The sequence below is a fragment of the Azorhizobium caulinodans ORS 571 genome (assembly GCF_000010525.1).
Taxonomy (GTDB): domain Bacteria; phylum Pseudomonadota; class Alphaproteobacteria; order Rhizobiales; family Xanthobacteraceae; genus Azorhizobium; species Azorhizobium caulinodans.
The window spans coordinates 266,535-279,435 of the sequence record NC_009937.1 but is presented as its reverse complement, the minus strand read 5'-3'; the positions used below and the strand labels follow the sequence as shown (position 1 = coordinate 279,435).

Below are 12,901 nucleotides of genomic sequence, written 5' to 3'. Positions count from 1 at the left end.
CAGGCTCTGAGAGGCGCGACCCTGAGGGCGCGAGGGATCGCTCAGATCTGGGCAGTCCGGGGCGCGGGGTCAAGCAGCGCCTCCGCCCCTTCGGCGGCGGACAGGGCATGGCCATAGAGGACGATGCAGGGGCCGGCCGCCCCTTCATCGACGGCGGCGGCGACGGCGGTTACAAGGCTGCCGAGCGGCGACCAGACCATCTGCTCGTCCGCCCGCGTCACTGAGAACACCGCGACCGCCGGGGTCGCGAGATCGACGCCGGCGGCGGCCAGCTCGGCCACGAGATCGGGCAGGGTCCGGCGGGGCATATAAACGACGGTGGTCGCCGCCTTGTCGGACAGGGCCTTGAAGTCGAGGTCGCGCGGCAGCTTGCCGTCGCGGGCATGGGCGGTGACGAATTGCAGGCGCCGCGCATGGTCGCGGTGGGTGAGGGAAGCCACGAGCCGGCTCGCCGCCCCCTGCGGGGCGGAAATGCCGGGCACCACCTCCACCCGCACCCCGGCGGCGCGGCAGGCGGAAATCTCCTCGCCGGCGCGGCCGAAGATCATGGGCTCGCCGCCCTTGAGGCGCACCACGCGCCGGCCCTCTCGGGCGAGCTGCACCATGAGGGCGTTGATGTCGTCCTGCTTGCAGGACGGGCCGTAGCCGGTCTTGCCCACCAGCATCTTCTTGGCTTCGCGCCGGGCAAAATCGAGCACCGCGTCGGAGACGAGATCGTCGTAGAGCACCACGTCGGCGCTCTGGAGCGCGCGCACGGCCTTGAGCGTCAGTAGCTCCGGATCGCCGGGGCCCGCGCCCACGAGCACCACGGAGCCCACCTCGGGCAGCGCCTGCCCCGCCTCGGCCACGGCGAGCAGGGCGTCGCGGTCGGCATCCTCCGGCGGACGGTTGGGCTCGGCCATGGCACGGGCGGCGAAGCTCTCCCAGAAGCGGCGGCGGCCCTGAAAGCTGAGGCCGAGGGCGGAGACCGCACTGCGCCAGCTCTGCGCCGCCTGCGCCCAGGCCTTGAAGCCTTGAGGCAGCAGCGCCTCGATCTTGGCGCGGATGGCCTGCCCGAAGACGGGCGCCGCCCCATCGGTGGAAATACCCACCACGAGGGGCGAGCGGTTGACGATGGCGCCGAAGGCGAAATCGCAGAAGGCCGGCTTGTCGACCACGTTCACCGGCACGCCCACGGCGCGGGCTGCGGCGGCGAAGGCTTCCGCCTCGGCTTCGTCCTCCGCATCCGCAATGGCGATGGCGGCGCCAGGCAGATCGTCCGGCGACCAGCGGCGCTTGTGAATGGCAATGGGACCACCCGGCGCGGCGGCGGCGAGGTGCCACATCTCCTCGCAAACGTCGGGGGCGATCACCTCCACCCGCGCACCTGCGGCAGAGAGCAGTTCGGCCTTCCACACCGCCGGCTCGCGCCCGCCCGCCACCAGAACCCGGCGCCCCTGAAGCGCGAAGAAGACCGGCAGGCGCGCCAGTTTCTCCATGCGCCCGCCCTCGCGCTGGCGAGGGGCGCGGCCGGTCTCGGAAGGCGTGCGTTCGGCGCTCATGGGGTCGGCATCTCCTCGGTCGGCACCGCGCGATCTCAAATTGTCTTCCCCCACGCTCCTCTTGCCAAGAGTTGCATCGACGCCGGGGGAGGACACGTCACGCGGCCGAGCGCGTCATATGCCGCAGCATCGCGCCCCATTCAACGGAAATGATCCGCCTTTTGATGAAATCACACCATCAAGATGGACAATGTCCGGCGCGCCGATTTGCCTCCGCCCCTGCCCTTGCGCCGCCACGCTCACGCTCTTGAATGGGAGCGATAAAGGGGGATGCCGCATGAGCCGGACGTTCAGTCTCGCCGGAATGGTGAGCGCGGTGGTGGTGGCCGGTCTGGTCACGCCTGCCCAGGCGCTGTTGCCGCCGAAATATTACGATCAGGCCCGCCGGCAGGCGGCCAACATCATCGTGCTGGAGGTGGCCGCCGTCGCCGAGCCCGCCGAACCGTTCGGCACCTGCGCGGTGTCCGGCCACGTGCGCAAGGTGGAGCGCGGCAAGCTCTATGCGCCGGGAGCCGCCGTCACGGTGGGCGTGCCCTGTCGCAAGCCCGGCGCCCAGCCGCCGCTCGGCGGGACCATTTATGCGGACGTGGGCGCGTTGCGTGCGGCAACCTACGGGCGGGCCTATCTGGATGCGAGGGGCAATCTCCTGCTCTCGCAATACCAGATGCTCGCCACCGCGCCCTGACCGGCGCGGAAAAGACAAACGGCCCGGAGGGCGTCCAGGCCGTCTCATCTGCACATCAAACGGCGGATCAGTCGCCGGTGCCGGGCTCGGCGGAGAACTTGTCTTCCTTGCCGGGCTTGCCATCCCACTCCTTGGCGTCCGGCAGGGCGTCGCGCTTCAGGGTGATGTTCGGCCACGTCTTGGCATATTCGGCGTTCAGCGAGAGCCACTTCTCAAGGCCCGGCTCGGTGTCGGGCTTGATGGCTTCCGCCGGGCATTCGGGCTCGCACACGCCGCAGTCGATGCACTCGTCGGGATGGATGACGAGCATGTTCTCACCCTCGTAGAAACAGTCCACGGGGCACACCGCAACGCAGTCCGTGTACTTGCAGAGGATGCAGTTCTCGGTGACGACATAGGCCATGACAGATCCCTTTCGCGCGCCGCACTAGAACATGAGCCCGGAGGGCGCAAGAGCTTCCGCGGGGCTGCACGCGCTATTTACCGACTTTCGTCTGTGATATCATCCAATAAGTCGGCGACGGATGTAGCATCTCCCCGCCGCTCCGCAAAGCCGCGCACCCGCAGCACGCGCACCCCTGCATTGAGCGAAACGGTGAGCACCTGTCCGAGTTTCACCGGATGTGCCGCGCCCGTAACCCGCTGACCGTCGAGCCGCACATGGCCCGAACGCACGAGGTCAGCAGCCGCCGCGCGGGTGCGCACCACCCGCGCGTGCCAGAGCCAGCGGTCCAGCCGCTGACGATCCTCGTCAGCGGCCAAGGGACGCGAGCCTCAGGCGCGGGTGCCTCACTTGCCCTTCTTCTCCGCCTCCAGCCGCGCCTTCAGGGCGGCGAGGGCAGCGAACGGGCTGTCCGGATCGGCCTGCTTCTCGCGGCGGCGATCCTGCTGCTGCGGGGCACCGCCGCCATGGCGTTCGGGACGCGGCCCGCGGGGCGCATCGCCCTGCGGCACGCGGAAGCGCTCGCTGCGCGGCGGGCGGTTGCCCTGCCGCTCGCCCTGCGCCGCCGCCTCGCCCTCGCCTTCCGGACGCGGCGGACGGTGGCCCTGGCCGGGGCGATCGCCGGGAGGCCCGTTGCGGCGCTGGCCACCGGGGCGACCGTCGCGGCGTTCGCCGCCACGATTGTCCCCGCGACCCTCGCGCTTCTGGCCCGGCGCGCCTTCGCGGCGCGGCGCACCCGGCGGACGGCCCGGACGCCACACCTCGATGAGGGCCGGCTCTTCGGGATTCGCCTCGCCGGCCACGGCTTCCGCCGCCTCGGCGGGGGTCGCGTCACCGGCGGCGGGGGCTTCCACGGCGCCGACTTCCTCTGCGCTCTCGGCAGCGGTGGGATCGGCGCTCTCCGCGATCACCGCCTCGGTCTCGGCGGCTTCCGCCACCTCTTCCACCAGCGCGTCGTGCTCCTCGTGCGGGGCGTCCTCATGGGACGCATCTTCATGCGCCTCAACCGGAGCCGGAGCCTCGGAGGCCTCGAACAGCAGGTCCGCCTCGATGGCGCCTTCCGGCGCCGGCGTCAGCGGCTCGGCCGCTTCCGGCGCGGGCGCAGCCTCGGTCACGGCGGCGGTATCGGCCTCCGGCGGCGGGGCCGCACGGCGCTCCATGCGATAGCCGAGCGACTTCAGGATCGAGGCGAAGTCCTCGCCAGAGCAGCCGGCGAGCGAAGTCATGCCCACCGTCACGGTGAAGCCGCGACCGTCCACGGCACCCGGCGGCTTGGGGCCGGGGGAGTTCGGCCGCCAGGCCAGCGCCGGGCGGATGAGGTCGGCGAGACGCTCCAGAATGTCCACGCGCACCGCCCGCTCGCCGCAGACGCGGAAGCCGACGGCCCGGTAGAGGCCCTTCTGGATCTCGTGATCCACGGGAATGGAGGTGCGCCCGCTCGCCGCCAGATGCGGCAGCTCGTCGAGGCCCTTCTGCTGCAGGCCGCCATGCTTCAGCGCATAGAGCTGCGCCGCCAGCGTGCGCGGGGCCGGCTTCAGGAGCGCGGGCAGATAGATGTGATGGGCACCGAACCGCACGCCATAGCCGCGCAGCGTGGCGCGGGCGGTCTGGTCGAGGGTCTTCATCTCCTCGGCCACCTTGGTGCGCTCCAGCACGCCGAGGGACTCGACGATCTGGAAGGCGATGCCGCGGGCGATGCCGGTGATGTCCTCGGCGGTGGCGAGCTTGTTCAGGGAGCCGAGCAGCTTCTCGATGTGGGCGTTCACCCACAGCGTGAGGCGCGCCTCCACCTGATCGCGAGCGGGGCCGGTCAGATGCTCGTCGGCGATGATCTTGAAGCGGGGCTTCAGCACCTCGTCGCCGGGGATGAGCTTGGCCACCGGCTCACCCGTCCAGCGGACGGTGCCGTCATGGCTGAGCACGAACGCCTCGTCCACCGCCTGCGACAGGCGGTTGGCGCGGGTCTCGATCTCCCCGGCCAGTGCCTTCTGCGCGGCGGCGCGCAGGGCCTTGGCCTCTTCCCCGCCGGCGGTGGGGTCTGGTGCGAACTGGAATCCCTGGAGATGGCCGATCACATGGCCTTCCACGGTAACATCGCCGGTCTTGCTGATCTCAGTCTCGAGCATCGTGTTCTCTCGCAGGCGTCGCATGAGCATGCTGGTCCGGCGGTCCACGAAACGTTGTGCCAATCGTTCGTGAAGCGCGTCGGACAGCTTGTCTTCGACCCCTCTTGTGACGCCTTGCCAGTGCTCCGGGTCCCCTAGCCAATCGGGCCGGTTGGCTACGAAGGTGAGGGTTCTCACCTGCGCGATCCGGCTCGACAGCGTGTCGATGTCTCCTTCCGCGCGATCGGTCAAGGCGATTTGACGCGCGAACCAGTCGTCGGGGATGCGACCACCGGTCCCGACATACTGAAAAAGCGTGGAAATCAGCTCCGCATGGGCGCCTGGGGAAACTTTCCGATAATCGGGCACCTGGCAGACGTCCCACAGCCGCTCCACCACCGCAGGTGAGGTCACGCGGGCCGTCACGTCCGCGTCGCGGCTCATGATTTCCAGCACCTGCACGTCGTCGCCGGTGGGTGCGCGGGTCAGCCCCTCCTCCCGCGGCGGGAGCGCGAGGCTGTCCGTCAGCGTGCGGATGGTCCGGTAGTCCGGCACGGCGTTGCGCCACTGCAACACCCGTGCGTTCTCGAAATCGTGAGCCTCCAGCCGCTCCACCAATTCCTGGTCGAGGGGCGGGCAGCGGCCCGTGGTGCCGAAGGTGCCATCGCGCATGGCCCGGCCGGCGCGGCCCGCGATCTGCGCCATCTCCATGGGGTTGAGGCGGCGGAACTGCCAGCCGTCGAACTTCCGGTCCGAGGCGAAGGCCACATGGTCCACGTCGAGATTGAGGCCCATGCCGATGGCGTCGGTGGCGATGAGATAATCCACATCGCCGTTCTGGTAGAGCTCCACCTGCGCATTGCGGGTGCGGGGCGAGAGCGCCCCCATCACCACCGCCGCCCCGCCCCGCTGGCGGCGGATGAATTCGGCGATGGAATAGACCTCCTCCGCCGAGAAGGCGACGATGGCCGAGCGGCGCGGCAGGCGGGAAATCTTCTTCTCGCCGGCAAACATCAGGGTCGAGAGGCGGGGCCGCTCCACCATGGTGACGCCGGGCATGAGCTTCTGGATCAGCGGCCGCATGGTGGCCGAGCCCAGCAGCATGGTCTCGAAGCGGCCGCGCCGGTTCAGCAGCCGGTTGGTGAAGACATGGCCGCGATCGAGATCGGTGGCGAGCTGCACCTCGTCGATGGCTACGAAGGCCACATCCACGTCGCGCGGCATGGCCTCGACGGTGGCCACCCAGTAGCGCGGGTTCTTCGGCTTGATCTTCTCTTCACCGGTGATGAGCGCCACGTTTTTGGCGCCCACCCGCTCCACCACCCGCTGATAGACCTCGCGCGCCAGCAGCCGGAGCGGCAGGCCGATGAGGCCGCTCTCGTGTCCCAGCATGCGCTCGATGGCGAGGTGGGTCTTGCCGGTGTTGGTGGGGCCGAGCACGGCCGTGACGCCCCGCGCCCTGATGGACGGCGGCAGCACGGCAAGCTTGGTGACGTCATCCATTCGGTCGGCGGGGTCCGGCAGCTCGGGGGACAGCTCTGTACCATATCGGGACGCAAAGGCGACACGTCCAGTGCTGCCGCCCGAATGGCCGGAACAGGGGCGGAACGAAGGGCGCCCGAATCGGACGAGGCGGACGGTGCCGGTTTCGTTCCCCTCCGCCCTGCCCGTCCCGAAACGGGACAGCCGGCGCAAGCCCCACGAACACGACGCGAACAAAGCCCGTCCGAATCGGAGCGCCGCCCCGGATCGCGCTCTGTTCTGCGTTCCTCGCGGCCGGTTGCCAAACTTTGGCAGGAACAAGGCATGCCCGGCCCCGTTGGTTGGCAGGGCGCGCCGTCGACCAGACGCGCCGGCGAGACGGGAGGACGACATGCGGCACGGAAGCATCCTGATCATCGGCCTCGTGGCCGGCGCGCTCGCGGCGGCGAGTGCGGGCCATTCCGCCAGCGCCCAGACGACGGGCGGCGTGACACAGACCAGTCCTTCCGGCGGGGCGGTGCGGACCTATTCCAACGGCGTGCGCGTGCCGGTGCCGCAGAACCCGCCGGCGGCGCAGGAACGCGAAGACGGCGACGTGACCGGCTCCGTCGCCAGCCGGGAGCGGCGCGTGCCAGATCCCAACACCACCCGCAACGCGCTGGGCTGTCCGCAGATCGATCCGCTCTGCCAGGGGCAGTGACGGTGCGCCGTTAAGGCTGCCGCGCGGACCGCTCCGTTCCGGAGGCGAGGCGGCTTGACAGGGGACCCTCCGCGTCGCTTGGTGGCGGCATGGGAGAAACGGTCAAAATCGAGACGGGACGCCAGACGGCGGAAGATGTGAAGGCACGCCGGGAAGCGGATGAGCCCCATTCGCCGCTCGTGCGCTTCGGAGCCGACAAGCCGCTGCGGCTGGACGCGGGCGTTGAACTGCGCGGGCTCCAGGTCGCCTACCAGACCTATGGCGAGCCGAACGCAGACCGCTCCAACGCCATTCTCGTCTGCCACGCCCTTACCGGCGACCAGCACGTGGCCAACGTCAATCCGGTGACGGGCAAGCCCGGCTGGTGGGAGACCATGGTCGGCCCCGGCAAGCCCATCGATACCGAGCGCTTCTTCGTGATCTGCGCCAACGTGCTCGGCGGCTGCATGGGCACCACCGGGCCCTCCTCCACCAATCCGGCCACCGGGCGCGCCTACGGGCTGGAGATGCCCGTGGTGACCATCCGCGACATGGTGAATGCGCAAGCCATGCTGCTCGATCATCTGGGCATCGAGCGCCTGTTCTGCGTCGCCGGCGGTTCCATGGGCGGCATGCAGGTGCTGCAATGGGCGGCGAGCTATCCCGAGCGGGTGTTCTGTGCCCTGCCCATCGCCACCGCCGCGCGTCATTCGGCGCAGAACATCGCCTTTGGCGAGGTCGGCCGGCAGGCGGTGATGGCTGATCCCGACTGGCGTGGCGGCGACTATCTCAACCAAGGCGTCGCCCCCCATCGCGGGCTCTCGGTGGCGCGCATGGCCGCGCACATCACCTACATGTCCGACCAGGCGCTGCACCGGAAATTCGGGCGGCGGCTGCAGAACCGCGTCCTGCCCACTTTCGGCTTCGATGCCGACTTCCAGGTGGAAAGCTATCTGCGCCATCAGGGCGAGAGCTTCGTGCAGCGCTTCGACGCCAATTCCTATCTCTACGTCACCCGCGCCATGGATTATTTCGACCTCGCGGCGGATTATGACGGCGTGCTCGCCAACGCCTTCCGCAGTTCCAAGACGCGCTTCTGCGTCGTCTCATTCACTTCGGACTGGCTGTTCACGACGCAGGATTCCCGCGCCATCGTCCATGCCCTCAACGCCTCCGGCGCCAGCGTCTCCTATGCGGAGATCGAGAGCGACAAGGGCCATGACGCCTTCCTGCTGGAGGAGCCGGAGCTGTTCGACATCTCGCGTGGCTTCCTCGACAGCGCCGCCCGCGCGGCGGGCCTGCCCCCGGCGAGGACGCGTTAGACCATGGCCTATCGGGACCGGACGCTGGATGAGAGCGCGGTGCGCTCGCAGGGCGGGCGCGTCGATCTTGTGGTGGTGGCCGAGATGGTCGCCCCCGGCTCGCGCGTGCTCGATGTGGGCTCAGGTGACGGCGAACTGCTCGACCTTCTCGCCACCACGCGCGGCTGCGACGCGCGCGGCATCGAACTCTCGCGGGAGGGCGTGAATGCCGGCGTCGCCCGCGGTCTCGCCATCGTGCAGGGCGACGCGGACGTGGACCTCGCCCATTATCCGGACGACAGCTTCGATTACGTGATCCTGTCGCAGACCATCCAGGCCACCCGCCGTCCGCGCTGGGTGCTGGAGCAGATGCTGCGCATCGGCCGACACGCCATCGTCTCCTTCCCGAACTTCGGCCACTGGCGCTCGCGGTTCGACCTGCTCGTCTATGGGCGGATGCCGGTCACCGACAACATGCCCTATGCCTGGTACGAGACGCCGAACATCCATTTCTGCACCATCCGCGACTTCGTGGCCCTCGCGGAGACGCTGGACGCGCGGATGGAGCAGGCGGTGGCGCTCGATTCCTCCGGCCACCGGGTGCGGGTGAACATGCCCTGGTGGGTGTGGAACCTGCTCGGCGAACAGGCCGTATTCCTGCTCTCCCGCAAGTGAGCGGCGCGGAGGGCCGCGCCGCCGCCTGACAGGATCAGGCTGCCTGCGGCACGCGGGCGATGACCTTGATCTCGAAATCGAAGCCGGCCAGCCAAGTCACGCCCACCGCCGTCCAGTTGGGATAGGGCGCCTGCGGGAAGGCCTTCGTCCGTACGGCCGTGACCGCCTCGAACTGCCGCTCCGGGTCCGTATGGAAGGTCGTGACATCCACGATGTCGTCGAAGGTGCAGGCTGCGGCCTTGAGCACGGCAGCGAGATTGTCGAAGGCGCGTTGGACCTGCGCCTCGAACTCCGGCTCGGGCGAGCCGTCGGAGCGGCTGCCCACCTGCCCCGAAACGAACAGGAGATCCCCGGAACGGATGGCCGCCGAATAGCGGTTGATCTCGTAGAGGGCCTGCCGGCCGGCAGGAAAGAGGGCTTCGGACGTGCGCATGGCGGGTCTCCAGGCATGGAAGGGCGATCGCTCCGGTGGGAGCGTTGCGGGGTAACGGATAGGCATCCGGCGGCGGGGTGCGTGGCAGCACATTGAAATACGCGCCGTATGCGAACATATTCCGACATACGGCGCGCATGTCAAGTTCACATACGGACCGTATGTATTTTGAGCGAGGGTGACATGGCTTCCGGCAGGCGCGCGCAGATGATGGAGGAGACCAGGGCCAAGCTCATCGGCGCGGCCCGCAAGGCCTTCGCTGAGAAGGGCTATGCTGCGGCGTCCATGGACGAGCTGACCGCCGAGGTCGGCCTGACGCGGGGCGCGCTCTATCACAATTTCGGAGACAAGAAGGGTCTGCTGCAGGCGGTGATCGACCAGATGGACGCCGAGATGCTGGTGCGGATGCAGGCCGCGCAGCAGAGCGCGCCGAGCCCGTGGCTGGCCTTCGAAGCAGAGGGCGTCGCCTATATCGAGATGTCGCTGGAGCCGGAGATTCAGCGCATCATGCTGCTCGACGGCCCGGCGGTGCTCGGCGATCCCTCGCAGTGGCCCAACCAGACCGCCTGCCTGCGGCGCACCACAGCGACGATCGAGACCCTGATCGCGGCGGGCACGATCCGCCCCATGGATGCCGAAGCGGCGGCCCGGCTCGTCAATGGCGCGGCGCTCAACGCGGCACTCTGGATCGCGGCGGCGGATGATCCGCACGCCGTGCTGAAGAAGGCGGTGGAGGCCTTCCGGTATCTGGTCTCGGGCCTGCGCACGCCCGCTGGCGCCGGCACGACGTGACCTCGCCCTACCCCGTCCGGCCGTAGCCTCCCGGCACCGCCACGGGCACAAGGCCGGGCTCAAGCGCCGGGGCGAGGCGCACGCGCTTCACCGGGGCGGGGCGGTAGAGCTGCTTCGTTGCCTCCACCACGTGCACGCCGGCGAACGGGAGCGACAGACGCCCACCCGCCCGTTCCCAGGCGATGGCGGTGCGCAGCAGCCATTTGCTGGAGACCGGCGGCACATAGAGCGCCTCGCCCCAGCCGACCGGCGTGAACAGTGCCTCCCGCAGCAGGCGCACCACCTGCCCGCGCGAGAAGGGGCTGCCGTTGCCAAAGGGGGTGGTGTCGAGCCGCGCCCAGACGCTGCGGCGGTTTGGCACGATGGCGAGCAGCCGCCCGCCGGGGGCCAGCACGCGCCACACCTCCCGCAGCACATCCGCCGCATTGGGTGTCATCTCGAGGAGATGGACGGCGATCACCCGGTCCATGGAGGAGGTGGGCAATGGCAGTTCGAGCTCGTCGGAAAGGGCGGCGAGCGTCGGGGCGGTGGAGGGCCAGCGCACCACGCCCTGCGCGGCGGGCATGACGGCGATGCAGCGCTCCGCCTCCTCCCGGAATACGCCGAGGTAGGGTGTCGCGTAACCAAGCCCGAGGATGGACAGGCCGGTGACATCAGGAAAGCGGGCGCGGATGGAGCGCGCGATCAGCCGCCGGGTCACGAGGCCAAGCGGCTGGGCATAGAAGCTACGCAAATCCACAACGTCCAGGAACATCGTCCGCCTCCTGCGAACGTCTTATAGCAGACCATGCCGGGACAGGCGGAAGCTCTGCGCCAGTTCCGCCATGTTCCGGTTGTCACGTGGAACGAGGTGGTTTGCGCGCGGCGGCGTGCTACTCAGGGACGCGCCGCAGCAGGAGGAGATGAAACATGCCGCTGGATATCCGCGTCATCCCGTGCCTGAGCGACAATTACGCCGTCCTCCTGCACGATCCCCTCACCGAGGCGACCGCCGTGGTGGACGCGCCCGAGCCCGGCCCGATCATGGATGCGCTGGAGCTGGAAGGCTGGGACCTCACCCATATCCTCATCACCCATCACCATGCCGACCATGTGGACGGCGTGCTGGCGCTGAAGGCGCAGTATGGCGCCACCGTCGTCGGCCCGAAGGCCGAGGCCGCCACCATTCCGGCCCTGGATGTGGAGGTGGTGGATGCCGATCCCGTGGGTCTCGGCTCGGCCATCGGCCGGGTGATCGAGACCCCCGGCCACACGGCGGGCCACATCTCCTTCGTCTTCCCAGAAGAGAAGCTGCTGTTTGCCGGCGACACGCTGTTCGTCATGGGCTGCGGCCGGGCGCTGGAATGCGACCCGCCGGTGCTGTGGCACTCGCTCCAGCGCCTGCGCACCCTGCCCGATGATTTCTCGCTCTATTGCGGGCACGAATACACGGTGGCCAACGGCCGGTTCGCGCTCAGCGTGGATCCCGACAACGGCGCCCTGCGCGCCCGCGTCGCTGACGCCGAGGCGGCGCGGCGGGAGGGCAAGCCCACGATTCCGGCGCTGCTCGGCGACGAGCGTCTCACCAATCCCTTCCTGCGGGCGGACGATCCCGACATGGCCGAACGCCTCGGCCTTGCCGGCGCCGATCCCGCTGCCGTCTTCACCGAACTGCGTGCCCGCAAGAATGTGTTCCGGGGCTGAATGATGTCCGACCTCTCCCACCTGTCCGCCGCCGAAATCATCGCAAAACTGGATCTCAAGCCGCATCCGGAAGGCGGCCATTATCGCGAGACCTTCCGCGACATGGCGCCGGAAGGCACCCGCGCCGCATCCACCGCCATCTATTTCCTGTTGCAGGCCGGCGAGCGCTCCCACTGGCACCGCGTGGATGCCAGCGAGACCTGGCACTATTACGCCGGCGCGCCGCTCAGCCTTCATCTCGCGCCCGAGGGCGAGGCGACCCGCACCCTCACGCTCGGCACGGATCTCACCGCCGGACAGGAGCCGCAGGGCGTGGTGCCCCCCTTCGTGTGGCAGGCGGCGGAGAGCCTTGGCGCCTGGACGCTGGTGGGCTGCACGGTGGCCCCGGCCTTCCTGTTCTCCGGCTTCCAGCTCGCCCCGCCGGACTGGAAACCCGACTGGGCATGAGGCCGCAAGCGGCAGACATTGCACCGGCGGCGGAAGGTCTTAAGTAAGGCCCCGTCAGCGGAGCCTTACATGCATTCCCCAGATACCATTTACGGAACGACCATCGTCACGGTGCGCAAGGGCAATCGCGTCGCGATTGCCGGCGACGGGCAGGTGACCCTGGGCCAGACCGTCCTCAAGGCCAATGCGCGCAAGGTGCGCCGTCTGGGCAAGGGCGACGTGATCGGCGGCTTCGCCGGCGCCACCGCGGATGCCTTCACGCTGTTCGAGCGACTGGAGGCGAAGCTGGAGCAGTATCCCGGCCAGCTCCAGCGCGCGGCGGTGGAACTCGCCAAGGACTGGCGGACAGACCGCTATCTGCGCCGGCTGGAAGCCATGATGATTGTGGCGGATGCCAACGTCTCCCTCGTGCTCACCGGCACCGGCGACGTGCTGGAGCCGGAGGCGGGCGTTGCAGGCATCGGCTCGGGCGGCATGTATGCGCTGGCCGCAGCCCGCGCCCTGCTCGACCGCGAGGATGCACCGGAAGCCATCGTGCGCCGCTCGCTGGAGATCGCCGCCGACATCTGCGTCTATACCAATCGCAACATCATCGTTGAGACCATCGGCTGACCCTGAAGCCCGCGTGAGCGTTTC

General features: G+C 69.1%; 14 protein-coding genes. 8 read left to right on the top strand and 6 right to left on the bottom strand.

Going from position 1 to position 12,901, the window contains the following annotated elements; translation table 11 throughout:
• Positions 1–41: 41 nt before the first annotated feature.
• Complete coding sequence (cysG, locus tag AZC_RS01190) at positions 42–1,541, bottom strand: siroheme synthase CysG (RefSeq protein ID WP_043878740.1); 1,500 nt, start codon at positions 1,539–1,541, stop codon at positions 42–44.
• A gap of 277 nt (positions 1,542–1,818) precedes the next feature.
• On the opposite strand from cysG, the gene AZC_RS01185 reads away from it, so the two are divergent.
• Positions 1,819–2,226, top strand: coding sequence for a hypothetical protein (locus AZC_RS01185; RefSeq protein WP_148209777.1), 408 nt, complete (start codon positions 1,819–1,821; stop codon positions 2,224–2,226).
• A 67-nt stretch (positions 2,227–2,293) separates the two neighbouring features.
• Here the strand turns inward: AZC_RS01185 and fdxA are convergent, their stop codons facing one another.
• The 3 genes from fdxA to AZC_RS01170 form a co-directional block, all read right to left on the bottom strand.
• The gene (gene fdxA, locus AZC_RS01180) at positions 2,294–2,629 is read right to left on the bottom strand and encodes a ferredoxin FdxA (RefSeq protein ID WP_012168763.1); all 336 of its coding nucleotides are present in this window, start codon (positions 2,627–2,629) and stop codon (positions 2,294–2,296) included.
• Positions 2,630–2,706: 77 nt separating this feature from the next.
• On the bottom strand, positions 2,707–2,988 hold the full coding sequence (locus AZC_RS01175; protein WP_012168762.1) for an RNA-binding S4 domain-containing protein: 282 nt from the start codon (positions 2,986–2,988) through the stop codon (positions 2,707–2,709).
• A gap of 27 nt (positions 2,989–3,015) precedes the next feature.
• Positions 3,016–6,276, bottom strand: coding sequence for a helicase-related protein (locus AZC_RS01170; RefSeq protein WP_043878738.1), 3,261 nt, complete (start codon positions 6,274–6,276; stop codon positions 3,016–3,018).
• Between the two features lie 370 nt (positions 6,277–6,646).
• Here AZC_RS01170 and AZC_RS01165 point away from each other — a divergent pair, with 370 nt between their 5' ends.
• The 3 genes from AZC_RS01165 to metW all read left to right on the top strand — a co-directional run bounded on the left by AZC_RS01165 (position 6,647) and on the right by metW (position 8,910).
• Positions 6,647–6,955, top strand: coding sequence for a hypothetical protein (locus AZC_RS01165; protein ID WP_043878737.1), 309 nt, complete (start codon positions 6,647–6,649; stop codon positions 6,953–6,955).
• Positions 6,956–7,044: 89 nt separating this feature from the next.
• Positions 7,045–8,256 carry a homoserine O-acetyltransferase MetX gene (gene metX / locus AZC_RS01160; RefSeq protein WP_012168760.1) on the top strand — a complete coding sequence of 404 codons (1,212 nt, stop codon included), beginning with the start codon at positions 7,045–7,047 and terminating at the stop codon, positions 8,254–8,256.
• A gap of 3 nt (positions 8,257–8,259) precedes the next feature.
• Positions 8,260–8,910: a methionine biosynthesis protein MetW gene (gene metW / locus AZC_RS01155; RefSeq protein WP_012168759.1), complete on the top strand. Its 651-nt coding sequence runs from the start codon at positions 8,260–8,262 to the stop codon at positions 8,908–8,910.
• Between the two features lie 34 nt (positions 8,911–8,944).
• Here metW and AZC_RS01150 read toward each other — a convergent pair whose 3' ends face one another.
• On the bottom strand, positions 8,945–9,343 hold the full coding sequence (locus AZC_RS01150; protein ID WP_012168758.1) for a RidA family protein: 399 nt from the start codon (positions 9,341–9,343) through the stop codon (positions 8,945–8,947).
• A gap of 183 nt (positions 9,344–9,526) precedes the next feature.
• Between AZC_RS01150 and AZC_RS01145 the strand changes: the two genes are divergently transcribed.
• On the top strand, positions 9,527–10,135 hold the full coding sequence (locus AZC_RS01145; RefSeq protein WP_043878736.1) for a TetR/AcrR family transcriptional regulator: 609 nt from the start codon (positions 9,527–9,529) through the stop codon (positions 10,133–10,135).
• A 7-nt stretch (positions 10,136–10,142) separates the two neighbouring features.
• Here the strand turns inward: AZC_RS01145 and AZC_RS01140 are convergent, their stop codons facing one another.
• Positions 10,143–10,889 carry a class I SAM-dependent methyltransferase gene (locus AZC_RS01140; RefSeq protein WP_012168756.1) on the bottom strand — a complete coding sequence of 249 codons (747 nt, stop codon included), beginning with the start codon at positions 10,887–10,889 and terminating at the stop codon, positions 10,143–10,145.
• A 155-nt stretch (positions 10,890–11,044) separates the two neighbouring features.
• Between AZC_RS01140 and gloB the strand changes: the two genes are divergently transcribed.
• From gloB to hslV, 3 genes are all read left to right on the top strand, one after another.
• Positions 11,045–11,818 carry a hydroxyacylglutathione hydrolase gene (gloB, locus tag AZC_RS01135; RefSeq protein ID WP_012168755.1) on the top strand — a complete coding sequence of 258 codons (774 nt, stop codon included), beginning with the start codon at positions 11,045–11,047 and terminating at the stop codon, positions 11,816–11,818.
• A gap of 3 nt (positions 11,819–11,821) precedes the next feature.
• On the top strand, positions 11,822–12,265 hold the full coding sequence (locus tag AZC_RS01130; protein WP_043879894.1) for a cupin domain-containing protein: 444 nt from the start codon (positions 11,822–11,824) through the stop codon (positions 12,263–12,265).
• Positions 12,266–12,334: 69 nt separating this feature from the next.
• Positions 12,335–12,877, top strand: coding sequence for an ATP-dependent protease subunit HslV (gene hslV, locus AZC_RS01125; protein ID WP_043878735.1), 543 nt, complete (start codon positions 12,335–12,337; stop codon positions 12,875–12,877).
• The last annotated feature ends 24 nt before the right edge of the window (positions 12,878–12,901 follow it).

Bases quoted from the DNA above. Each gene is read 5' to 3' on its own strand.
- metW (WP_012168759.1), top strand. From the start codon at position 8,260: ATGGCCTATCGGGACCGGACGCTGGATGAGAGCGCGGTGCGCTCGCAG.
- AZC_RS01185 (WP_148209777.1), top strand. From the start codon at position 1,819: ATGAGCCGGACGTTCAGTCTCGCCGGAATGGTGAGCGCGGTGGTGGTG.
- AZC_RS01130 (WP_043879894.1), top strand. From the start codon at position 11,822: ATGTCCGACCTCTCCCACCTGTCCGCCGCCGAAATCATCGCAAAACTG.
- gloB (WP_012168755.1), top strand. From the start codon at position 11,045: ATGCCGCTGGATATCCGCGTCATCCCGTGCCTGAGCGACAATTACGCC.
- hslV (WP_043878735.1), top strand. From the start codon at position 12,335: ATGCATTCCCCAGATACCATTTACGGAACGACCATCGTCACGGTGCGC.
- fdxA (WP_012168763.1), bottom strand. From the start codon at position 2,629: ATGGCCTATGTCGTCACCGAGAACTGCATCCTCTGCAAGTACACGGAC.
- AZC_RS01165 (WP_043878737.1), top strand. From the start codon at position 6,647: ATGCGGCACGGAAGCATCCTGATCATCGGCCTCGTGGCCGGCGCGCTC.
- cysG (WP_043878740.1), bottom strand. From the start codon at position 1,541: ATGAGCGCCGAACGCACGCCTTCCGAGACCGGCCGCGCCCCTCGCCAG.
- AZC_RS01170 (WP_043878738.1), bottom strand. From the start codon at position 6,276: ATGGATGACGTCACCAAGCTTGCCGTGCTGCCGCCGTCCATCAGGGCG.
- AZC_RS01140 (WP_012168756.1), bottom strand. From the start codon at position 10,889: ATGTTCCTGGACGTTGTGGATTTGCGTAGCTTCTATGCCCAGCCGCTT.
- AZC_RS01150 (WP_012168758.1), bottom strand. From the start codon at position 9,343: ATGCGCACGTCCGAAGCCCTCTTTCCTGCCGGCCGGCAGGCCCTCTAC.
- AZC_RS01145 (WP_043878736.1), top strand. From the start codon at position 9,527: ATGGCTTCCGGCAGGCGCGCGCAGATGATGGAGGAGACCAGGGCCAAG.
- metX (WP_012168760.1), top strand. From the start codon at position 7,045: ATGGGAGAAACGGTCAAAATCGAGACGGGACGCCAGACGGCGGAAGAT.